This is a genomic window from Sorangium sp. So ce327 (assembly GCF_051530205.1).
GTDB lineage: Bacteria > Myxococcota_A > Polyangia > Polyangiales > Polyangiaceae > Sorangium > Sorangium cellulosum_B.
In genome coordinates, this window is the sequence record NZ_CP150330.1 from 1,793,337 (window position 1) to 1,812,842 (window position 19,506).

Below are 19,506 nucleotides of genomic sequence, written 5' to 3' on the forward strand. Positions count from 1 at the left end.
GACCCGGTGCGATCCCAGCTCGGACGAGCGACGACCCCCTTCGACCGGGTGGAACGCCCGATGGGAGGGGAGCAGGTCCTCCAGCAGCCGGAGGCCTCCAGCTGCCGTTCGCCGCGTGGCGAACCTGCCCGACCCTCCGATCTTCCGGGAGTTCGATGTCGGCGCCCTGCGTCTCTAGTGTCGTGATGTCACGATAGCGCGTGCGTGCGCTGGTTCCCCGTGAACGTGACGGCGGTGGGGGGACGATGACGTAGAAGGCGTGCTTGGCCGACGGGCCGACATGCATGGCTACCGGGGCCCGTTTCGATCACCGACGCCGGGCAGCATCCTCAACGGCCCACGACGCTCGTAGCAGCTGGATAGCCGACGGCGGACGGCTCGCCGGAGCGCACCGCGCGAGAATGATCTTCCAGCCGTTCCGTGCGCTCGCCGCCTCCGCGACGATGTCTGCTACCTCGCTCGCGTCCACCCGCTCCTCGGAGAGCCGCGCCGTCGCACCATACTCCGCGGCGAGCGCACGGCGCTCGGCTGGGCCCTTGGCGCGCGCGAGGATGCACGCGTAGGCCTCGCACGAGTACGCGAACGTCTCGCGCTTGCGGTACTCGATATCGAGGAGCCACTCCTTCGTCCGCGTCTCGCGAAGACCGACGGTCGCGCGCTTGCAGTTGTGGAAGATGTGCGCGGCCTCGTGAACGATGAAGTCGGCGAACGGATCGTCGTCCGCGAAGTACTCGGCCGAGACATAGCAGGTCGTCCCCTCGCTCAAGCCAACGAGGCGCGGCGCGTCCTCGCCGAGCAGATCCGCGTCGAGGCTCGCGAGGTACAGGTTGGCGAGCGTCCACGCCGAGCTGTCGTATCCATGCTCCAGCAAGAGCGGCTCGATGTTCGCGCTCGTGACGAACACGACCGACTTCTCGAGCGTCGCGAGCACCGCGTCCTGCTCGACCCGCGGGAACAGCCCCCGCACCATCGGCTCGACCTTGCCGCGCGCGATCGCGACGACGTCGGCGTGCGGCAGGGATTCGTGCGCGAGTCCTTCGGCCCGCCGCCGCACCTCGCGAACGAGCGCGCCTCGGAGCTCCTCATGGGCGCGGTGCGCACGCTCCATGAACTCGCCGGGCCACGCCGCGTTGTGTGGGTCGGTCTCGCCGGTGCGGAGGTACCGCTCGACCTCGTCGGCGATGCTGGGCACGTTGCTCACTGGCGCATTCTACCGCGACAGCGCTTATCCGCGACGCACCCTCTTCTTGCTGCTCTTCTGGGTCGCCTTCGTGCCGGTCTCCCTGGGCTTCGCCGCTGGTCTCGACTTCGATGCGACCTTCTTTGCCTTCGGCTTGGTCTTCTTCGAAGCAGTGGGCTTCGTGGCTCCGCCTCTCGACACGGTCTTCCCTCGCTTCGCCGACTCGAAGCGGGGATGGGCCCGCAGGACGCACGTCACGGAGACCTCCGTGGCATCGAAGATGGGCGGGGGACAGCCCGTCGCCTCCATCGTGCTGCGGATCGTCTGGATACCTTGTCCTTCCGCCTGGGCGAGCTGGAGGCGAGAGAGGAACCAGGCGAGCGCCTGGTTTCGCCAGCGGGGCGTGACGGAACCCGTGCGGAGGTTCTCCAGCGTCACACCGACGGGAAGCGGCCCCGGTGAGACGAGCTCGATGCGATCACGGTACGAGGTGAAGCGGCCAGGATCGACGAGCTCATAGTCTCGATGCGCGAGCGCGTTGACCATCGCCTCCTGGAGAGCTCGCCGTGGATACTTCTCCGCGTTCGGCGCCTCGAGGTCGGTCTTGTCGAACAGCGTCACGGCTTCGGCGTCGAGGAGCTCCTGAAGGCGGCGCGCCTGATCGAGCAGCGTGCCGGGGATCTCGGAGCGACGAGCGATGGGATCGGTGCGATCGAGCCCCGGGTACGCGGAGAAGATCGAGAACGCGCCGGGGATGAAGCGCTGGGGTTCTCGTCCGAAGAGCAACACGGCGAAGTTCCTCGGACGCAGCACGCCGGAGAGCGGCTCGGCCACGCACAGCGACGGCACGAACGGCGACAGCTGGACCCCGGCGACCAGGTAGGGCTCGACACCACGGTCGAACGTGAAGACCCCCATGCGCTGCAGCGCGTCCCTCAGCGTGAGCAGGTCGATGTCGTTCACGGTCGCGGCGTTGCACGGCCTCCGATCCCAGGGCTCCAGTGCCCCCTTGCGAACGAGCAGGTCCTTGAGGAGCCCGTTCCGCGCCTCGATGGTGGAGCGGCTCACCCGCACGAAGTGCTTCGCCCCCTCGTTGTTTCGGCGAAACGTGTGCGCGGAGCCCGTGGCAGGTTGGAGGAAGACCAGGATCCGCCGCTGCGGATCATCCGACTCGAGCTCCTCGACGAGCGGCGCCAGAGGCGGAGAAACGCGATCCCTGCACCGGGTCAGGACCGTGTTCTCGACCTCCTTCAAGCGTGCCGCGGTCAGCCCCGCGCGAACGAGCTTGGGAAATCCGCTCTCGTCCTTCTCCACCTTCGCACCGCACACCACGTAGCCGCCGCCCAGATTCTGGAGGTCGTTCGCGAAGGCGGAGAGCGTCTCGACGACGTCGTTGACGTCAGCGACGTTCTCTTTCCATTCCGTCTGCTCGCTCTCCCGCCTCGCGAGCTCCACGAGGTCGATGCGGGCCGTCACGAGAGCACCACCTTCTTGCCCGCCCCGATGAGGCGCGCACACTCGTCGCGCAGGCCAGCCAGCGCAGCGTCGAGCTGCTCTTGCGCGCGCGGGAGGCCGCGCCGCAGGGCGGCGGATCCGAGGCGCCCGAGCTGGCCCTCGGTGTTCCACCACTTGGCGAGGTCCATCTCACCGAAGCGCGCGACCAGGAGGCGAAACTTTAGCAGCCGATCGAGATCAAGCGCTGCTCCGGTCATCATCGGCTCCGCTCCGGTCGCGTGGAATCCCCTGTGCACCGGAGCACGCTACCCGGGCCGAACTCTGCCAACAAGACCCGACCAGAGTCGAGAAGAACAGGTGTGGCTCGGAACCTACCGACGCCGGATGGCGGACGCGCACACCGCCCGCTGCGGGGCCCACGTCCCCGCGCGGGCCACCGACCGGAGGGGCCGCTGGGCCATCGGGCTCTGCGCCGTCGGTGGCTTCGAGCGCACGGACGGCGTCTTGAAGATCGGGCGCGAGGAGGAGCAAGTCGAGCAGGCGCTTCACCTGCGCCCGCGCCAGCGGCCGCTCGTGCCCCGCCGTGCCGCCGGTCGTGGTCACCCGCAGCGCCTCCGCCCTCGACCGAAGCCGCTCGCGCAGCAACGTCAGCCGGCTCCGTGGAAACCGCTGCGCGTGCGCATCGATCTCGCCCACGACGCACACGTGTTCTCGCTGAAGGGGCCGTCGGTCAGTCCGGCTCATTGCTCGCCGCCCTGCGCCCCCTGCTTCTTGACCACGCTGATCTCCCCGTCCGCCTCGAGGCAGGCAGAGCGCACCGTGGTGATGTCCGTGATCCCTTGCCTGCGAAGGGCCGCCAACAGCTCCTCCTCGGTGACCATCTCCCGGCGCATGTTCTCGCTTGGAAAAACCAAAGTTCCCTTCCATGGGCGTCCTCCCACCAGTACGGCCACGCGCGTCAGCGCGCGGGATGGACGTCGGGAGCGAGGTTCGCGGCCGACCAGCGCGCCAGCGCCGCGAGCTCGACGCAGCGGTGCAGGTGTCTCATCTCGGTGTTGCTGGGCATGGCCGCCTCCTTCGGGGCACGGGAGTACTGCTTCGTTCGCGCTGGAGGGGCCCTCGCAAGAAGGGGACCGCTGCAGACCGTGTGCCGCGCGGCCGAGGAGGGGGGCGCTCGGTGCGCTTTCTGCTAAATTTGCGTATTTGCTCGTGTTTCTGCCCGTTCGGCGCGCTGGTTCACCGCCGACGCCGAGCGCATGATAGTGCTGCGTGCTGCACGTGGCCCGGCAGCCGACGAGCGAGGCGGGCCTGCCCTCCCTCTTCCAGGAGCGCAAGCTCTTCCAGGAGTAAAAGATGACCGTGAAAGCCTTTGGTGCCCATGCCGCCGACAAGCCGCTGGAGGCGCTCGACATCTTTCGTCGCGCCCCGGGCGACCACGACGTGCAGATCGACATCGCCTACTGCGGTGTCTGCCACTCGGACTTGCACACCGTCCGAGGTGAATGGGCGGGCACGCTCTATCCGTGTGTCCCTGGGCACGAGATCGTGGGACGGGTGTCCGCTGTGGGGGCCCAGGTATCTCGCTTCGAGAAGGGCGAGCTGGTCGGCGTCGGCTGCATGGTCGACAGCTGCGGGCGCTGCGCGTCCTGCGCCGATCACCTCGAGCAGTACTGCGAGAGGGGCATGACGCTCACCTACAACTCTCCGACCCCGGACGCCCCCGGGCACACGCTGGGCGGCTACTCCCAGCGGATCGTCGTCAACGACAGGTACGTGGTGAAGATCACCCATCGCGAGGATCAGCTGGCGGCCGTGGCCCCGCTGCTCTGCGCCGGCATCACCACCTATTCGCCGCTCCGGCACTGGAAGGCCGGGCCCGGCAAGAAGATCGGCGTGGTGGGCATCGGCGGGCTCGGCCACATGGGCGTCAAGCTCGCCCACGCGATGGGCGCGCACACGGTCGCGTTCACGACGTCGGAGTCGAAGCGGCAAGACGCCAAGGCCCTCGGCGCGGACGAGGTCGTTGTGTCGCGCAACGCGAACGAGATGGACCGCCACGCCGAGAGCTTCGACCTGATCTTGGACACGGTCGCGGTGAGCCATGACCTCGACGCCTTCACGAGGCTGCTCAGGCGGGACGGCGCCCTGGTGCTCGTGGGCGTGCCGAAGGACGCCCACCCGTCGCCCAACGTCTTCAACCTCGTGCTCAAGCGCAGGACGATCGCGGGGTCGACGATCGGCGGCATCGCCGAGACGCAGGAGATGCTCGATTTCTGCGCGGAGAAGGGGATCGTCGCCGACATCGAGGTGATCCGGATCCAGCAGATCGAACAGGCGTACGAGCGGATGCTCAAAAGCGACGTCAAGTATCGCTTCGTCATCGACACCGCCAGCCTGGCCGCCGGGCCACAGGGGTAAAGCCCCAGGTCATCGTCAAAGCTGAGGGGCGGCGCTAGCCCCTTCGCCTCTTCCGTGGCTCGCGGCGCTGCCCGGCACGCCCGTTTCGCGCCGCCGTCTCTTCCCCGCCTGCCACGACCTCCCGCACGCTGTCGCGCAACCAGCGGTGAGCGGGGTCCGCGTCCAGCCTCGGGTGCCACAGCAACGAGACGGTGATCTCCGGCGCAGCGAAGGGCAGCGCGAAGCTGAACAGGCCGTCGCGCAGGCTCCTTGTGTGGTGATCCGGAACGGTGGCGATCAGGTCGGTCGCGCGCGCCAGCGCGATCGCCGTGGCGAACCCGCCGACGATGGTCACCACCTCGCGCGCCAGACCGAGCGCGGCCAGGCTCTCGTCGATGCGCCCCTTGGCCACGCCGCGCCGTGAGAACACGACGTGGCGTCCGGCGGCGTAGCGCGCGGGCGTGATCTTCGCGCGGCCGAGGGGGTGGTCGCTGCGCACGACACCGATGAAGCGGTCGTGGAACAGCGCCTGGGTGCGCAGCTCGGGGCTGGTGTCTCCGTCGACGACGCCCGTCTCGAGATCGACGGCGCCCGCGCGCAGCGGCGCGCTGTCCTTGTCGGGCTTGGCCACGAAGCGCAGCCGGACGCCTGGCGCCTGGGCGCCGGTGCGCTCGATCAGGGCTGGACCGAAGCTCTCGACGAAGCCCTCGCTGGTGCGCAGCGTGAAGGTCCGCACAAGGCGCTTCAGGTCGAGCTTCTCGGCCGGCCGCAGGACGGCCTCGGCGCCCTGCACCAGGTGGCTCACGCGCTCGCGCAGCTCGAGCGCGCGCGGGGTCGGCACCAGGCCGCGTCCAGCGCGCACCAGCAGCGGGTCGCCAAGGGTCTCCCGCAGGCGCGCGAGCGCCCGGCTCATCGCCGAGGGGCTCAGGCGCAGGCGCCGGGCCGCGCCGGTGACGCTGCCTTCCGTGAGCAGCACGTCGAGCGTCACGAGCAGGTTCAGGTCAGGCAGCGACATGCCAGCAGGCTACCAGAGGTCGGGGTGAACTATGGCGTCGGATGCACATATAGATTGCGATCGTTGCGCGTTCCGCAATCCGTGCCGGCGCTCTAGCTTCAACGTCGAAGCGCGGATCACGTCGATTCGAGCCCAGCCGGAGGCCACCCATGACCGAGAACGCCCTTGACCTGTTCGTCCATCGCACCCGCGCCAGCTGGGGACCGCTCAGCAGCGACCTTGTCGCCAGCTGTCGCGCTCACCTGGAACAGCTGGCGAAGGCGCACGCCTCCGAGCCCTGGCTCGCGGCGCTGCACGAGGAGGCGCCCGCGTCCAGGGAGCTCTACCGGGATGCGGAGCACGGCTTCGTGCTGCAGGCCCACACCGAGCAGGCCGGGCTCTACCGCCCGCCGCACGACCACGGTCGCAGCTGGGTGATCTACGCCCTGCAGCGCGGAGAGATCGCGATGTCGACCTACGCTCGCGTCGAGACCGGGGCCGGCGTCCAGCTGGTCAAGCGTGACGAGACGCTGCTGCGCGCCGGGCAGGCGCAGCTGTTCTTGCCGGGAGACATCCACGACACGCGCTGCGTCGCCGGCCCGGCGCTGCTGTTCCGTTTCACCGAGCGCGATCTCAGACAGGAGGATCAGGTCGCGCGGCGCGTGACCCGCTATGTCGAGCGCAACGGCGTCTGGACGGTGGGAACATGATGGCGCTGCGCACCTCGATCGCGGGCGCGCCCCTGCCGAGCGAGGCGCCCGATCAGGCGGCTTCCGGTGTGCAGGGCCCGGCGCGCGCGGAGGCGATTGCGTGCGTGCTCGCGGCCATGGTGCTGGTGGTGCTCTCCGCGGGCATCGCCAACGTGGCGCTGCCTGCGCTGGCGCACGCGCTCCAGGTGACGCCCGCCGCGTCGGTGCGCGTCGTCAGCGCCTACCAGCTCGGGCTGGTGATGGCCCTGCTGCCGTGCGCCGCGCTGGGCGAGAGCCTGGGCTATCGCGCCGTGTTCACGGCGGGCGTCGGGCTGTTCACGGGCGCGTCGGCGCTGTGCGCGCTGGCGCCATCGCTTCACTGGCTTGTCGCTGCGCGCTTTTTGCAGGGGCTCGGGGGCGCCGCCGTGATGGCGCTCGGCGTGGCGCTGCTGCGCTTCGTGGTTCCGCAGGCGCAGCTGGCGGCCGCCATCGGCTGGAACGCGCTCGCCGTGGCGCTGTCCTCGGCCGCAGCGCCCACGGTCGGCGCCGTGCTGCTCTCGAGCGCCAGCTGGCCCTGGCTGTTCGCCGTCAATCTTCCGCTCGGCGTGGCGGTGCTCCTCGCCTCGCGCGGCCTCCCCGAGGTCCCCGGCACGGCGCGGGCGCTGGACGCGACGAGCATGGCGCTGAATGCGGGGGCCTTCGGCGGGTTGATCGCGGGCGCGGAGCTGCTGCCGGCGGCGCCGGCGCTCGGGGCCGGCCTGCTCGCCGCGGCCGTCCTGAGCGCGACGCTGTTGCTCCGCCGCGAGCTGCCGAAGGAGGCGCCTCTGGTGCCGCTCGACCTGCTGCGCAGCCGTTCGTTTCGCGTCTCGGTGATCGCCTCGGTCGCGTGCTTCGCGGGACAGGCCTCGGCGCTTGTCGCGCTGCCCTTCCATCTGCGGCACGGCTTTGGCCAGGAGGCCCTGAGCACCGGGCTGCTGATCACGCCCTGGCCGCTGAGCGTGGCCCTCCTGGCGCCCGTCGCGGGCCGCCTCGCCGACCGCATCTCGACGGCCTGGCTGTGCGCGACGGGCGCGGGGTGTCTCGCGCTGGGGCTCGCTGCGCTCGCGCTGTCGCCGGCGCACGGCAGCGCGCTTTCGCTGGTGCCGTTCGTGGCGCTGTGCGGCGCGGGCTTTGGCCTGTTCCAGGTGCCGAACAACCGCAACATGCTCCTCGCGGCGCCGCGCGCGCGGAGCGCCGCCGCGGGCGGCATGCAGGGCACCGCGCGGCTGGCCGGCCAGACGGCGGGCGCTGTCGTCATGACCTTGCTGTTCACGCTCATGCCAGTCGATGCCGCGCCGCGCATCGGCCTCGGTATCGGCGCCGTGCTGACGCTGAGCGCCGGGATCGTCAGCGCGCTGCGCGCCGGCTCGCACCGCGAGCCATGATGGTGGGCGGATGGGCAACTGAGAGCCGCTGTGTCCGAGCTCTTCGAGCAGAGAGCGCCGCGGGCGAGAAGGAGGGGCGCCGGCTGGCGCGGGGCGCCGGCTGGCGCCTTGACCCACCTCGGGCACGCGCGTATCCAATTTTGCGCAATGCTGAGGATCCGTCGGGCGCAATGGCTTGCTCTGGCGAGACCGGCGGACGATCGGCTCGCGGAGCAGCTGGCGGCGATCGCGGCGCGCCACTGGGCGGAGGCGGCGGCGCTCCCGGCGCCGGCGCGCCTCGAGCGCGTGCGCGCCGCCGTCGATCGCGCGCGCGCCCTCGGGATCGACGACGATCGCGACGTGGGCCGCTTCGTCATGATCGACCTCGCGCTCGGGGCGGGGTTCGAGGTCGAGCGGACCTGGGCGCGGGCGATCCTCGCGGACGAGCGGCTGCCGATGGGGGATCGCGTTGCGCGGCTGAAGGCGCGGGCGCACGGGGAGCTCGGGTGAGCGCGGCCCTCCGCGCCGCGGCCGGGCCGCGGTCCGATGTCGGCCTCGAGCCGCTCGGGTTCGAGCACGCCGCCGCCATGCAGGCGCTGCTCGCCGGCCCGGCCGTGGCGGGCCCGCTGCGGCTGCCGCACCCGCTGCCGCCCCGGCACGTCGAGCGCGAGGTGGTGGCGCTGCGCCACCACGAGCGCGAGGGGACGCGGGCGAGCTTCGCCATCGTCGTCGCGCGGGGGGTCGCGCAGGCGGCTGCGCAGGCCGCGGCGCCCGGGGGCGCGCCTGCGGTCGCGGGAGGCTGCGATCTCTGCGCCATCGATCGCCACCGGCGCACGGCGGAGATCCGCTACTGGCTGGGCGAGCCGTTCTGGGGCCGCGGGATCGGACGCGCCGCCGTCTCGGCGCTGCTCGGCGAGGCGCGGGCCCGCGGGCTCGGCTCGGTGACGACGTTCATCGCGCCCGGCAACCTGCGCTCGCGCCGCCTGGCCGAGGCGCTGGGCTTCGAGCGCATGTCACGGAGCGACGCGGAGGAGGCGCCCGGCGGCGCGTCACCGCTGCTCGCCTACGGCCGGGCGCTCTGAGCGCGGGGGCACGAAGATGGAAGAGAGAGAACCGTCCCTCCCCGCCACGCGGTACAGGTCAAAGAAGCGGGCAAGGAAGCAGGGGCGCTTCCGGCCGCCGACCGTCACCGAGCTCGGCCTCCTGGACCTCGAGCTCTTCCTGCAGTCGAGACCTTCGAGCTGGCCCGACTCCATCGACGAGCTGATGCTGCTCGACGCCCTCCGTCTGCGCACGCGCTACTACCGGTGGCGGTTCGTGACCGACGAGCAGTCCGCGCTCGAGACCTCGACCGACGAGGTGCTGCGCCTGGTCCCGAGCAAGAGGGGTCCGGAGACGACTTGTTCCGTCACCGAGAAGGAGAAGGAGGTCGAGAACGACGACGCCGCGAACAAGGCGCAGCGGGAGTTCAACGATCTCGGACCGCCCGCCGCCGGCGACACGCTCCTCCTCCTGGCGGCCATCCAGACAGGCGACATCCAGGCTGTCGAGAATGCGATCGATGGCGCCGATCTCTATCTCCCCTGCGCTTATACCCCCTGGATGCTGGGGAACGAGGGCATCTGGGATTTCGCGTCCGCCATCGACTTCTACATGTCGCCACGGCAGGCCGCCTTCGTCGAGCACGCCTGCGCCCTGCTCGCGCGGGCCGACGGCCAGACGGTCTGCGCCGAGCTCGCCGGCTCGAAGATCACGAATGCGCGCAAGGAGATCCTCGATCTCCTGCTCGCGCACGACAGGACCGACGCATTTCCGAAGCCGCTCCTCGCGCACACCCTGAAATTCGACCTCGCGCACGCCGGGTGCCTGATCGATAGCCCGTGCTGGACCCACTTCGGAAAAGACCCGATGAGCCAGCCCTCGTCGAACGTCCGGGACTTCGTGCTGCTGCTGACCGGCTTGCTGGCGGGGCTCTGCCTCGAGCTCAACGAAGCGCACCTTCATCGGAGCTGCGGCGTCGAGGACCTGCTCGAGCGCCTGCTGGCCATCGATTCGGTCTGCGAGCTCTGCATCGGTGTGGTCTACGGGCAACAGTCGCTGAGCAACATCGGGCAGACGCCGCTGAAGGCGCCCACGGCGCTGTCGCCAGCGTTCGTGGACGAGCTCTTCCGCCTGCAGGCCGACGCGGCCGGCCTGGCCCGCGCGCTGGATGCGGGGTTGAGAGAGGATCTCGGGCTGCCGCCGCCGATCCCGCCGGGGCGGCGGGAGGATCTCTGGGGAGCCGCGAAGCGCAACCTCTGGGTCTACCTGCCGCAGCTCGCGCCGCACCTCAGGGGATCCGAGAAGATCTGGTCCGTCATCTTCACGCCGCAGGACCTCTCCGGCCACATCGGGAAGCTCGAGGCGCTGGAGCCTCCCAAGGATCCGTCGCTGGTGGAGACCCAGGAGCTCGCGAAGAAGATCGTGTCGAGTTGCCTGCTGAAGAGAGGCGCCATCGACCTCGCCACCCTCCTCGAGCTCCGGAGCAAGCTTCCGGCGAACCCCAAGGTCGAGCAGATCATCATGAACGTCCTCGGCCTTGGCCAGAGCCTGCAACAGACCATGGAGGAGGCGCTGGCGGCCGCGCACGCGGCCCGCACGCACCCCAAGGTGTTCGGCGCCCCCGCCGACATCAAGAACAAGTACGACCGTACCGTGTGCGGCGCGAACAGCGTGCCGCCCGACGTCGAGTACTACGGTCTTGACGGGCTGGCATGGGACGCCAAGCGGCTCGGCGGCAATCAGTTCGAATGGGGCGACACGCAGAAGAAGGGGTTCGCGAGCACCAGCAACGTGCCGTGCGCCCTCCTGCTCGACGCGACGTACGCCAACCAGCGGCGTTACCAGCGAGCCTGGGCCGCGATCTTCCGCGACGTCGCGCGCGGCAAGCTGCGGCTCTACCGGATGGTCAAGGGAGAGCGCCGGCCCGCGCTCCTCGAGATCTCGGTCGACATGATCTGCGAGGCCCGCGGCGCGCAGGTCCTCTCTCCCAGCCCGGTCGGCTTCCTTCACCATCCTTCATGCACCTTCGGGGCCTACGTCGTCGACGACTGGCTGAAGAGCGGCAAGCTCCAGGGAAACGCCGTCAACGTCGCAACGATCATCAAATCGAACCCCTGGGTGAAAGCCACGCTCGATCGTCTGCTGTCGGGGCAGCTCGTCTGGTACGACTTCTTCTCCGACCACACCCGCGAGCTCCCGCTCGGCGGCGGGCGGCACATCTGCCTCGAGGTCTCGCTCAGGTCGGTCCCCGAGATCGTGGACCTTTGCGACGAGAACGCCGCGCTCGCCGAGGAGGTGAGCTCCTTCTGGCGCATCATCTGGGTGGTCGACCAGCACCGCTTCTTCATCACGTTCACGCATTACGAGCGGTGGTGCCTGGGCCGCGGCGCGGCGGCGCAGCCGCTGCCGATGCCCGCTTTTTTCGAGCTCGAGGGCCCGCCGCCTTCCGCGCTGCCCGCCGCCCCGACAGGCACGACCTTCGCGAACGCGCTCGGCGCTTTCGGCGCCGGCCTCACGTGAGGCGGCGCTTGTCTCGCCGCCGGTGCCACGAAGCGCCGGAACGACGCAGGCAGGTGTCAGCGCCGGGGACGCTTGAATCGCTCACGCGAGCGCTCGACCTCTCCTCGGATGACGCAGCCCTCGACGTGATCGTTCAGCAGCCCCATCGCCTGCATGAACGCGTACACCGTCGTGGGGCCGACGAACTTCCAGCCGAGCTTCTTCAGGTCCTTCGAGAGGGCGACCGACTCCGGTGATGTCGATACGGTCTGCGGGAGCGCGAGCCGCTCCGCTTGGGGCTCGTAGCCCCAGACGAACGCCGCCAGCGAGCCCTCGCGCTCGACGAGCTCTCTGGCGCATCGCGCGTTGTGAATGACCGCCTCGATCTTGCCGCGGTGGCGGATGATCCGCGCATCCCCGAGGAGCCGCTCGACGTCTCGCCCGGTGAAGCGAGCGACCTTATCGAAGTCGAAGCCGTGGAACACCGCGCGGAAGCTCTCACGCTTGGCGAGCACGGTGCGCCAGCTCAACCCGGACTGGAAGCCCTCGAGGCTCAGCTTCTCGAACAGCCGGCGGTCGTCGCTGACAGGAAACCCCCACTCGCGATCGTGATAGTCGATGAACTCCGGCGCCGCGCCGGACCAGCGGCAACGCGCTCGACCGTCGGGCCCCACGATCGTCGCGGCGCTCATGGCGCGTCGCCTCGCAGGAACCCGAGCCGCTCGTCCATGTGCAGGCTGGCTTGACCCTTGTTATCGGAGAACTTGAGAAGGACAAGAAACACGGCGCATGCTCCTGGGGTTACGGCTCACGTCGGCCGCGGGGGCGGCCACGTGTCGTCTTGCGTTGCGTCGTCTGGAGACCCCGCTCTGACCGAATGTCGGGGCCAGGCGGGGCGGCGCTGGTCGTCAGCGACAGCAACCACGCGTGCATCTGCTCCACTTCCTGCGCGATGAAGGCCTCGTCGTGGAAGGCGCTCGCCAGCGTGGCCACCCCCTGGCTCCGGGCCAGGAGGTGCATCGCGAGCTCATCGGCGTCGTCCGCCCGGCCGAGCAGCACGAACTGCCGGCTCAGCCACGTCCGGAAGAGCGTGAACAGCCGGTTGGCTCCCGGCCGGGAAGGGTGGTCCAGCTTTGCGAGCTCGGCGCACAGGGTGCCGACGGGGCAACCGAAGCGTTTGATGCTGGCGCGGTTCGCGATCAAGATCCCGATGAAGCTACGTATGCGGTCCGCGGGGCTGCTCCCCTCGATCTCCCACCGATCGAGCATCTGCTGCGTATTGGCGAGGCGCTCGTCGATCACCGCATCCAGGATCTCGTCCTTCGTCTTGAAGTGGTAATAGAAGTTGCCGCGCGAGATGCCGACGGCCTCCGCGATATCGGCGAAGGATGTGTGCTCGTAGCCCCGTCGATAGAAGAGACCATCGGCCGCTTGAACGATCTGAGCGCGCGTCGTCGGGTTGCTCACAGCCTCGCCTCGCCGGACGGCCGCTGTCGCAGCCGCGGAGAGTCCATCTAGTAGGACGATCGTCCTAGGCTGTCAAGCGTCGCTGCGCCCGCCCTGCCACGACTCGGGCACGGACCGGCGGCGCCTGCAGCACGATCCCGCCGTCGCGCCGATCGGCACGCTGGAGCGGCGCGAGGGCCCGCTGTCATCCGCGAGCGGTGGCCGTGGCCGTGTACTCCGCGAACAGCTCGCCGAGCGCCCTCGCCATCGCGCGCATGCGCGGCACCTGGCGCAGCTCTCGATGCATCACGACGTAGAACGGGACCGACGGACCCGCGGCGTCGAGCGCGACGGGCTCCAACCCCGGAAGATCAACGCCGGCCCCGTACACCACGATGCCCATGCCCGCTCGCGCTGCCTCGAGCCGCGTCTCCACGGCGTTTGAACGAAGCGGGAAGTTCTGCGCGCCGCGCTCCACGAGCCAGTGGAAGGGGCCGAGTCCCTGGGTGATCCGCTCATCGACGATGAAGCGTTGGGCTGTGTAGTCGTCTCGCGTGAGCAGGCGTCCGGGCAGATGCGCTGCCAGGTAAGCGGCGCTCGCGTACAGAGCCGGCCTGACCTCGCCGACGCGCTTCTCGATGAGCACGTTCGAGGCCGAACGACCCCCGCGGAGCCCGATGTCGGCTTCGCGCTCCGCCAGATCGACGAGCCGCGACTCGACCGACACCTCGACGATGGTCGTCCGGTCCTGCTCCCAGCATCGCCGCGCCGCCTGGGCCGCCACGGCGCCAAACCCTTCCGGCACCGAGAGGCGCACGGTGCCGGCTCGTTCACGATCGTGCGCCCCGAGCGCTTGCTCGAACCCGGCGGCGATGTTCACGAGCGCGAGGGCCTCGCGTTCGAGCCGCACCCCGTGGCTCGTCCGGTGGACGACGGAGCGCCCGAGCGCGCGCTCGAGCGTCGAGACGCGCCGCATGACCGTGGAGGCCGACATGCCGAGGCGCTGCCCGGCCGCGAGGAAGCTCCCGCGGCGGTGGACCTCGAGCAGCACACGACAATCGTCCCAGTCCATGGGACGACCCTGCCATCTCGGCGGATCTTCGTCCACGCAAAACCGTTTTGTCCCAGCGCAAAACCTCCGTCGTGCGGCGCCGGTTATGCTGTCTCCCATGAAAATGGCAGTGCTTGGTACAGGAGCCATCGGCAGTACATTCGCTTACCAGCTGGCGAAAGCCGGCCACGAGGTCACGGCCGTCGCGCGCGGCGCGCGGCTGGAGCGCCTGCGGGAAGACCGCGCCATTGTTATGACCGATGGTGCTCGCGCAGCTGTGGCCGTCGCCGGCACGCTCGACCCGAGCGTCCCGTACGATCTCGTGCTCGTGACGGTGCTGGCGCCTCAGGTCGACAGCGTCTTACCCGTGCTGCGACAGAGCGCCGCGAAACACATCATGTTCATGTTCAACACCTTCGAGCCGCTGGATCGACTGCGGGACGCGGTGGGCGCCGAGCGCTTCTCGTTCGGCTTCCCCGGCGGCGTGCTGGCGCATCTCATCGACGGCAAGCTGCGGAGGCGCATCCTGCCCGGCACCACCGTGGGGGATGCGGCCTGGGCGAAGGTGTTCGGCGCTGCAGGGATCCCGACCGTGACCAGCGCCGATATGCACGCATGGTTGCGCTCGCACGCCGCCATGGTGATCCCCCTCATGTCGATCGGCGTCGTCGTGGCGCACCGGAACACCGGCATCACATGGCGTGAGGCGCGCCGCTACGCCGCCGCGCTCGCCCAGGGGTTTCACATCGTGCGCGGCCTGGGCCACCCCATCGAGCCCACCGTGGTGGCGCTGCTCAGCCGTCTGCCGCGCACGCTCACGACCAGCCTGTTGTGGCTCATGAGCCGCACCCAGGAGCTCCGTAAGCTCGGCGCGCTCGGCGCCGCGGAGCCCCGGATGCTCATCGACATGATGGCGACCGCGGTGCCGAATCAGGCCGCCGAGCTGCTGGCGATCCGCCCGTAGCGGTGTCCGGCCACGTCCCGGCGTGCGCAGGCGCAGCGAGCCCGAAGCCTGCGAGGACGCGGGTGCGTCTTGCAGGTTGGCCCGGAGATCTGCATCAGCGCATTGCGCCAGCGCTCTGGAGCTAGTCGCGATCGGTTGGCGCGCCGCCGGGGAAGTAGTGGCGATAGGGTCGGCCGCCCTCCACGGCGCGATCGACGGACGGGCGCTCGCGCAGGCGGCGGTAGTAGGCGCGCAGGTTCGGGCGGTCGTCGAAGGGGTGGACCCAGTCGGCGTAGAACAGCGACGGGGCGGCGGCGCAGTCGGCGAGGGTGAAGGCGTCGCCCGTCGCCCAGGTGCGGCCGGCGAGCTCGCCGTCGAGCCAGGCGTAGACCTTGTCCAGGGCGGCGCGGGCCTGGACCTCCCCGTACTCGTCGCGCGGGTTGGACTGCATCTCGCGGATGCGGTTGTTCACGATGACCTGCATCCTATTCATGACGTAGTTGTCGAAGATGCGGTCGAACATCCGCACCTGGAGCGCGGCGGCCGGATCGGACGGGATCAGGCGGGCAGGCCCCGGATGCGTCTGGTCGAGCCACTCGACAACGATGGTCGCCTCCCACAGGGCGAGATCACCGACCCGGAGCACGGGGAACTTGCCGAGCGGCCAGAGCGCCGCCAGCTCGACGCCGGCCTGCGGGTTGGAAGGCTCCAGCAGGCGCAGCTCGAAAGGGACGTCCTTTTCATGGAAGGCGATGAAGGCCTTCTGGGAGTAGGACGAGAAGGGGTGGGCGTAGAGGATCGGTGTCGTCATGGTGGCCTTGCTGCTTCGCGTGTCGGCGAGCGGTTCGTGTCTGCAAGTGGTCATGGTCGGCGAGACCGTCGCGCGTTCCATCGAAGCGCCCGAGATTCTCGCAAAATCAGCCGGATCGATGTTCAGCCAGGCCTCTGCGTGCCCCTCGCCAGCTCCTCGCCGAGCGCGTCCAGCATCTGGAGCCAGCTCGGGTGCGCGCCGGTCCGGCGAGCGAGCGCCTCGCTCACGTTCTGCTCGAGCCTCACGAGCGTCCGCCCGTTTCGCTCGGTGAAGGTGATCGACACGAGCGTCTCCTCGGGCCAGTCCCGATCGTGCCCCTGGCTCTCGGAGGAGACGGGATTCCCGTTCGCGTCAGCGATCCGCATGGTGAACGCGAGCCGCTCCGGCCGCACGACCTCGCGGTAGACACCGACGGTCCAGCAATCGCCGAACTGCGGGTTGTGGATGCACGAGTGGAAGCCCCCTCCCGGCCGGACGTCGATCCGCGCGAAGCGGATGGTGCACCCCCGCGGCGCGAACCAGCGCGCCAGCAGGTCGGGGTTCGTCCACGCATCGAACACCGCGTCGCGCGGAAAATCGAACGTGCGCTCGATGAGGACCGTGGGCTCATGAGGGGTTTGAGAGAATTGCATCGTGACGTGATCACCCTTTCTTTGGCGGATGCAGCTCGTGCAGGAGGTCGTCCAGGCGGCCGAACGCCTCGTCCCAGTGCTGCCGGTACTGCTCGACCCAGCTCGCCACCTCCCGCATCGGCGCGGGATTGAGCTGGCAAACGTGCTGCCGCCCGTCGCGCCGCTTCTCGATCAGACCCGCTCGTTCCAGGGTTGCCAGGTGCTTGGAGATGGCCTGTTGCGAGATCTGAAACGGCTGCGCCAGCTCGTGCACCGACGCAGGCCCCGTCTTGAGCCGCACGAGGATCGCGCGCCGGGTGGCGTCGCTCAGGGCGGCCAGGGTCGTGCTCAGCGAATCCACAACCATATGGTTGTGGATCGACAGTCGGAAGTCAAGCGAAGGGCGATGTGCAATCAAATGGTTGCACTTCGTTGCGCGGCTCGGTAATGTGCATCCAGGAGGTTGCACATGGCATCGACGGACAGGATCGAGAAGCGGGTCACGCTGCGCGCGCCCGTGTCACGCGTGTGGCGGGCGATCGCCGACGCCCGGGAGTTCGGGCGCTGGTTCGGGATCGAGCTCGTGGGCGAGTTCGTCGCGGGCAAGACGCTCACTGGCATCTTCGATGAGGGGCTCAACGAAGCCGCCATCATGGACTACCAGAAGAGCCGCGGTCTCCGGCCTTCGAAGGTGAAGCTCCCCGAGAAGGGCGCGGTGTTCTGCACGGTGGAGCGCATCGAGCCGGAGCGGTACTTCAGCTTTCGCTGGATCCCGTATGGCATCGACGCCGAGGCCGACCCGGACAACGAGCCGACGACGCTCGTCGAGTTCCGCCTCGAGGGGGTCGCTGAAGGCACCCTGCTCACCATCGTGGAGTCCGGCTTCGACCGTGTGCCAGCGCATCGGCGCGAGCGCGCGTTCCGCATGAACGAGGGGGGATGGGCCGCTCAGGCCGAGAACATCGCGAAGTATGTCGAAAGCGTGTGAACCGGCGGTCGCTGACGTCTTCTTCGCCCTCGGCGACGGGACGCGGCTGTCGGTGGTGTCCCGGCTCGGGGCCGGAGGGGCGCTGTCGGCGACCGCGCTCTCCGACGGAGCGAAGGTGACGCGACAGGCCATCGTGAAGCACCTCCGGGTGCTCGAGGGCGCGGGTCTCGTGACGCACGAGCGGCGCGGGCGCGAGGTCCTCTACGCGCTCGAGCCGCGGCGGATCGAGGAAGCCCGCGTGTTCCTCGACGGCATCTCCGCAGGCTGGGATCGCGCGCTCGAGCGGCTGCGCCGGATGGTCGAGGAGCCGCCGTCGTCGACGCGTGAACGGGAAAAGCGCTAGGAGAGCGGCTTGTAGCGCAAGCATTCGGGCGAGGCAGTCGAGCACCGCCCAGAATCGCAACGCGGACGCCGGCTGTGGCCCCCCGAGCCGACCTCGACACCGGGGCACTTCGCGCGATACTCAGAAGCATGACCATCGTCGCCCTGACGGTTCCCGACGACCTCTGCGCAGCGCTGCAGGTGCCGGCCGAACGGCTGGCGTCCGAGATCGCCTTCGCCGCCGCGATCCGCCTCTACGAGGAAGGCCGGGTGTCGCTGGCCAAGGCCGCCGAAATCGCATGCGTGGAGCGTTTTCGCTTCGCCGCCCGGCTCGCGGAGATCGGCATCCCGACGGCGGCGTTCGACCCGGCCGATGTGGATGTTGCCAAGACGGCGGCGAGATGACGCTTCCGGTCGCGGTGATCAGCGATACGGGGCCGCTGAGCTACCTTCACCGCCTCGGCCGCCTCGAGCTTCTGCAACAGCTCTATCGCCGCTTGCTCGTCCCACCCGCCGTCGTCGCAGAGCTCAACGTAGGGCTTCGCCTGGGCAGGGATCTGCCCGACGTGACCACCCTGGACTGGATCGAGCTGCGCTCGCCCCCCGCTCATGCGCTCCAGGGGATCGACGGGCTTGGCGCCGGGGAAACCGAGGGAATAGCGCTCTCGCGGTCGCTCCCTGGGTCGCTGGTCCTTCTGGACGACGGATACGCGCGAACTGTTGCGGCATCCCTGGGCTTGCACATCACCGGAACGGCTGGCGTCCTTGTGGTCGCGAAGGAGCGCGGGCTTCTCGACCTGGTCCGTCCGGAGCTGGAGCGCCTGCAGACATTCGGGTTTCGCCTGGCCGCACCCGTCTGGCGTGCGGTGCTGGAGAGAGCAGGAGAGGCGGACTGACGGCGGCGCCGGACAGGCGAGCTCCAGCGCAGGATGCCGCGCACCCGCCCAGGTGCTGGGCCAGCGTTGACCATCTTGCGAACGGTTCGTATAGTTCCCCGCGTGCGCCATGTGACCCAGCCGCCCGCGCTCGACGAGGCCGGCCTCGAGCGGGCGCTGGAGCGGCTGCGGCGCGCGGTGCGGCAGCGCGGCCTGAAGGGGTCGTCGGTCCGCGACTCCATCGCGCGCGCGGCGCTCCTCAGGCGAGGGCACTTCTCGGTCGACGACCTGCTGAAGGAGCTCCGCGAGAGCGGCGTCATCGATGCCCACCCCGCCACGGTCTACCGGGTCCTACCCCTCCTGGTGGAAGCGGGGCTCCTCCAGATGACGCTCGTGTCGAAGGGCGACGGCGCGCGGTACGAGCGAGCGTTCGAGCGTGAACATCACGACCATCTGATCTGCACACGCTGCGGCAAGGTCGTGGAGTTCGAGTTCGAGGCGATCGAGGTTCTTCAGCGCGATGTCGCGGAGAGATTCGGCTTCCGCTTGACGGGCCACGTCCACGAGCTGCTCGGGATCTGCAAGGACTGCAGCGCTGGCGGCGTCGAGGGCTGACGCGCGAGAGGCGCCCTGCCGGCGCCGCTGCGCGACGGGATCACCGGCGTGCCCGACCGCGAGGCAGGCGGCGTACATGAGCAGCGACCCGGACACCGCCGTCAGGTAGCCAGGCCACGCGATCCAGCCGGCGCTCAGGGCGACGAACGCGCCGACGAAGCCGAACATCGCCGCGCAGCCGGCCACG

The 19,506-nt window shown here is 69.7% G+C and carries 23 protein-coding genes; 12 read left to right on the plus strand and 11 right to left on the minus strand.

Features of this window, described 5'->3' with window-relative positions; all coding sequences use genetic code 11:
• Positions 1-307 precede the first annotated feature (307 nt).
• The 4 genes from WME95_RS06630 to WME95_RS06645 all read right to left on the minus strand — a co-directional run bounded on the left by WME95_RS06630 (position 308) and on the right by WME95_RS06645 (position 3,528).
• Entirely contained in the window at positions 308-1,201 is an 894-nt protein-coding gene (locus tag WME95_RS06630; RefSeq protein WP_437907576.1) for a hypothetical protein, read from the minus strand.
• Positions 1,202-1,225: 24 nt separating this feature from the next.
• Positions 1,226-2,656, minus strand: a complete 1,431-nt coding sequence (locus WME95_RS06635; RefSeq protein WP_437907577.1) for an ATP-binding protein — start codon at positions 2,654-2,656, stop codon at positions 1,226-1,228.
• Positions 2,653-2,895 carry a BrxE family protein gene (locus WME95_RS06640; protein WP_437907578.1) on the minus strand — a complete coding sequence of 81 codons (243 nt, stop codon included), beginning with the start codon at positions 2,893-2,895 and terminating at the stop codon, positions 2,653-2,655. The genes WME95_RS06635 and WME95_RS06640 overlap by 4 nt, the downstream gene beginning before the upstream one ends.
• A gap of 480 nt (positions 2,896-3,375) precedes the next feature.
• Positions 3,376-3,528, minus strand: coding sequence for a YetF domain-containing protein (locus tag WME95_RS06645; protein WP_437907579.1), 153 nt, complete (start codon positions 3,526-3,528; stop codon positions 3,376-3,378).
• Positions 3,529-3,988: 460 nt separating this feature from the next.
• Between WME95_RS06645 and WME95_RS06650 the strand changes: the two genes are divergently transcribed.
• Positions 3,989-5,053 (plus strand): NAD(P)-dependent alcohol dehydrogenase, encoded by a 1,065-nt coding sequence (locus tag WME95_RS06650; RefSeq protein ID WP_437907580.1) that lies wholly within the window; start codon positions 3,989-3,991, stop codon positions 5,051-5,053.
• Positions 5,054-5,087: 34 nt separating this feature from the next.
• Here the strand turns inward: WME95_RS06650 and WME95_RS06655 are convergent, their stop codons facing one another.
• On the minus strand, positions 5,088-6,047 hold the full coding sequence (locus WME95_RS06655; RefSeq protein ID WP_437907581.1) for a LysR family transcriptional regulator: 960 nt from the start codon (positions 6,045-6,047) through the stop codon (positions 5,088-5,090).
• 149 nt (positions 6,048-6,196) lie between these two features.
• Here WME95_RS06655 and WME95_RS06660 point away from each other — a divergent pair, with 149 nt between their 5' ends.
• The 5 genes from WME95_RS06660 to WME95_RS06680 all read left to right on the plus strand — a co-directional run bounded on the left by WME95_RS06660 (position 6,197) and on the right by WME95_RS06680 (position 11,679).
• Positions 6,197-6,736: a hypothetical protein gene (locus WME95_RS06660; protein WP_437907582.1), complete on the plus strand. Its 540-nt coding sequence runs from the start codon at positions 6,197-6,199 to the stop codon at positions 6,734-6,736.
• Positions 6,733-8,139, plus strand: coding sequence for an MFS transporter (locus tag WME95_RS06665; RefSeq protein ID WP_437550192.1), 1,407 nt, complete (start codon positions 6,733-6,735; stop codon positions 8,137-8,139). The genes WME95_RS06660 and WME95_RS06665 overlap by 4 nt, the downstream gene beginning before the upstream one ends.
• A gap of 147 nt (positions 8,140-8,286) precedes the next feature.
• The gene (locus tag WME95_RS06670; protein ID WP_437907583.1) at positions 8,287-8,628 is read left to right on the plus strand and encodes a hypothetical protein; all 342 of its coding nucleotides are present in this window, start codon (positions 8,287-8,289) and stop codon (positions 8,626-8,628) included.
• On the plus strand, positions 8,625-9,200 hold the full coding sequence (locus WME95_RS06675) for a GNAT family N-acetyltransferase (RefSeq protein WP_437907584.1): 576 nt from the start codon (positions 8,625-8,627) through the stop codon (positions 9,198-9,200). The genes WME95_RS06670 and WME95_RS06675 overlap by 4 nt, the downstream gene beginning before the upstream one ends.
• Positions 9,201-9,384: 184 nt before the next feature.
• Positions 9,385-11,679, plus strand: coding sequence for a hypothetical protein (locus WME95_RS06680; protein ID WP_437907585.1), 2,295 nt, complete (start codon positions 9,385-9,387; stop codon positions 11,677-11,679).
• A 56-nt stretch (positions 11,680-11,735) separates the two neighbouring features.
• On the opposite strand, the gene WME95_RS06685 is transcribed toward WME95_RS06680, so the two are convergent.
• From WME95_RS06685 to WME95_RS06695, 3 genes are all read right to left on the minus strand, one after another.
• Positions 11,736-12,350, minus strand: coding sequence for a DNA-3-methyladenine glycosylase I (locus WME95_RS06685; protein ID WP_437907586.1), 615 nt, complete (start codon positions 12,348-12,350; stop codon positions 11,736-11,738).
• Positions 12,351-12,459: 109 nt separating this feature from the next.
• A complete protein-coding gene (locus WME95_RS06690) occupies positions 12,460-13,125 on the minus strand; it encodes a TetR/AcrR family transcriptional regulator (RefSeq protein ID WP_437907587.1) in 666 nt (221 codons plus the stop codon).
• Positions 13,126-13,309: 184 nt separating this feature from the next.
• Positions 13,310-14,176 carry a LysR family transcriptional regulator gene (locus WME95_RS06695; protein ID WP_437907588.1) on the minus strand — a complete coding sequence of 289 codons (867 nt, stop codon included), beginning with the start codon at positions 14,174-14,176 and terminating at the stop codon, positions 13,310-13,312.
• Positions 14,177-14,261: 85 nt separating this feature from the next.
• Here WME95_RS06695 and WME95_RS06700 point away from each other — a divergent pair, with 85 nt between their 5' ends.
• On the plus strand, positions 14,262-15,119 hold the full coding sequence (locus WME95_RS06700; RefSeq protein WP_437907589.1) for a ketopantoate reductase family protein: 858 nt from the start codon (positions 14,262-14,264) through the stop codon (positions 15,117-15,119).
• A 121-nt stretch (positions 15,120-15,240) separates the two neighbouring features.
• Here WME95_RS06700 and WME95_RS06705 read toward each other — a convergent pair whose 3' ends face one another.
• From WME95_RS06705 to WME95_RS06715, 3 genes are all read right to left on the minus strand, one after another.
• Positions 15,241-15,909, minus strand: a complete 669-nt coding sequence (locus tag WME95_RS06705; RefSeq protein WP_437907590.1) for a glutathione S-transferase family protein — start codon at positions 15,907-15,909, stop codon at positions 15,241-15,243.
• Between the two features lie 122 nt (positions 15,910-16,031).
• Positions 16,032-16,541: an SRPBCC family protein gene (locus tag WME95_RS06710; protein ID WP_437907591.1), complete on the minus strand. Its 510-nt coding sequence runs from the start codon at positions 16,539-16,541 to the stop codon at positions 16,032-16,034.
• A 10-nt stretch (positions 16,542-16,551) separates the two neighbouring features.
• Entirely contained in the window at positions 16,552-16,881 is a 330-nt protein-coding gene (locus WME95_RS06715; RefSeq protein ID WP_437744628.1) for an ArsR/SmtB family transcription factor, read from the minus strand.
• A 108-nt stretch (positions 16,882-16,989) separates the two neighbouring features.
• On the opposite strand from WME95_RS06715, the gene WME95_RS06720 reads away from it, so the two are divergent.
• The 5 genes from WME95_RS06720 (at position 16,990) to WME95_RS06740 (ending at position 19,319) form a co-directional block, all read left to right on the plus strand.
• Positions 16,990-17,508, plus strand: coding sequence for an SRPBCC family protein (locus WME95_RS06720; RefSeq protein ID WP_437907592.1), 519 nt, complete (start codon positions 16,990-16,992; stop codon positions 17,506-17,508).
• Positions 17,492-17,851 (plus strand): ArsR/SmtB family transcription factor, encoded by a 360-nt coding sequence (locus WME95_RS06725; RefSeq protein WP_437907593.1) that lies wholly within the window; start codon positions 17,492-17,494, stop codon positions 17,849-17,851. Before WME95_RS06720 ends, WME95_RS06725 begins: the two co-directional genes overlap by 17 nt.
• Before the next feature lie 128 nt (positions 17,852-17,979).
• A complete protein-coding gene (locus WME95_RS06730; protein ID WP_437298218.1) occupies positions 17,980-18,234 on the plus strand; it encodes a UPF0175 family protein in 255 nt (84 codons plus the stop codon).
• Positions 18,231-18,725 carry a DUF3368 domain-containing protein gene (locus tag WME95_RS06735; RefSeq protein ID WP_437907594.1) on the plus strand — a complete coding sequence of 165 codons (495 nt, stop codon included), beginning with the start codon at positions 18,231-18,233 and terminating at the stop codon, positions 18,723-18,725. Before WME95_RS06730 ends, WME95_RS06735 begins: the two co-directional genes overlap by 4 nt.
• A gap of 102 nt (positions 18,726-18,827) precedes the next feature.
• A complete protein-coding gene (locus tag WME95_RS06740) occupies positions 18,828-19,319 on the plus strand; it encodes a Fur family transcriptional regulator (RefSeq protein WP_437907595.1) in 492 nt (163 codons plus the stop codon).
• The last annotated feature ends 187 nt before the right edge of the window (positions 19,320-19,506 follow it).

Coding starts and splice junctions, on each gene's coding strand:
- WME95_RS06645 (WP_437907579.1), bottom strand. CDS start 3,528: ATGCGCCGGGAGATGGTCACCGAGGAGGAGCTGTTGGCGGCCCTTCGC.
- WME95_RS06730 (WP_437298218.1), top strand. CDS start 17,980: ATGACCATCGTCGCCCTGACGGTTCCCGACGACCTCTGCGCAGCGCTG.
- WME95_RS06665 (WP_437550192.1), top strand. CDS start 6,733: ATGATGGCGCTGCGCACCTCGATCGCGGGCGCGCCCCTGCCGAGCGAG.
- WME95_RS06660 (WP_437907582.1), top strand. CDS start 6,197: ATGACCGAGAACGCCCTTGACCTGTTCGTCCATCGCACCCGCGCCAGC.
- WME95_RS06725 (WP_437907593.1), top strand. CDS start 17,492: ATGTCGAAAGCGTGTGAACCGGCGGTCGCTGACGTCTTCTTCGCCCTC.
- WME95_RS06735 (WP_437907594.1), top strand. CDS start 18,231: ATGACGCTTCCGGTCGCGGTGATCAGCGATACGGGGCCGCTGAGCTAC.
- WME95_RS06640 (WP_437907578.1), bottom strand. CDS start 2,895: ATGATGACCGGAGCAGCGCTTGATCTCGATCGGCTGCTAAAGTTTCGC.
- WME95_RS06695 (WP_437907588.1), bottom strand. CDS start 14,176: ATGGACTGGGACGATTGTCGTGTGCTGCTCGAGGTCCACCGCCGCGGG.
- WME95_RS06685 (WP_437907586.1), bottom strand. CDS start 12,350: ATGAGCGCCGCGACGATCGTGGGGCCCGACGGTCGAGCGCGTTGCCGC.
- WME95_RS06705 (WP_437907590.1), bottom strand. CDS start 15,909: ATGACGACACCGATCCTCTACGCCCACCCCTTCTCGTCCTACTCCCAG.
- WME95_RS06670 (WP_437907583.1), top strand. CDS start 8,287: ATGCTGAGGATCCGTCGGGCGCAATGGCTTGCTCTGGCGAGACCGGCG.
- WME95_RS06700 (WP_437907589.1), top strand. CDS start 14,262: ATGCTGTCTCCCATGAAAATGGCAGTGCTTGGTACAGGAGCCATCGGC.
- WME95_RS06710 (WP_437907591.1), bottom strand. CDS start 16,541: ATGCAATTCTCTCAAACCCCTCATGAGCCCACGGTCCTCATCGAGCGC.
- WME95_RS06720 (WP_437907592.1), top strand. CDS start 16,990: ATGGCATCGACGGACAGGATCGAGAAGCGGGTCACGCTGCGCGCGCCC.
- WME95_RS06680 (WP_437907585.1), top strand. CDS start 9,385: ATGCTGCTCGACGCCCTCCGTCTGCGCACGCGCTACTACCGGTGGCGG.
- WME95_RS06655 (WP_437907581.1), bottom strand. CDS start 6,047: ATGTCGCTGCCTGACCTGAACCTGCTCGTGACGCTCGACGTGCTGCTC.
- WME95_RS06650 (WP_437907580.1), top strand. CDS start 3,989: ATGACCGTGAAAGCCTTTGGTGCCCATGCCGCCGACAAGCCGCTGGAG.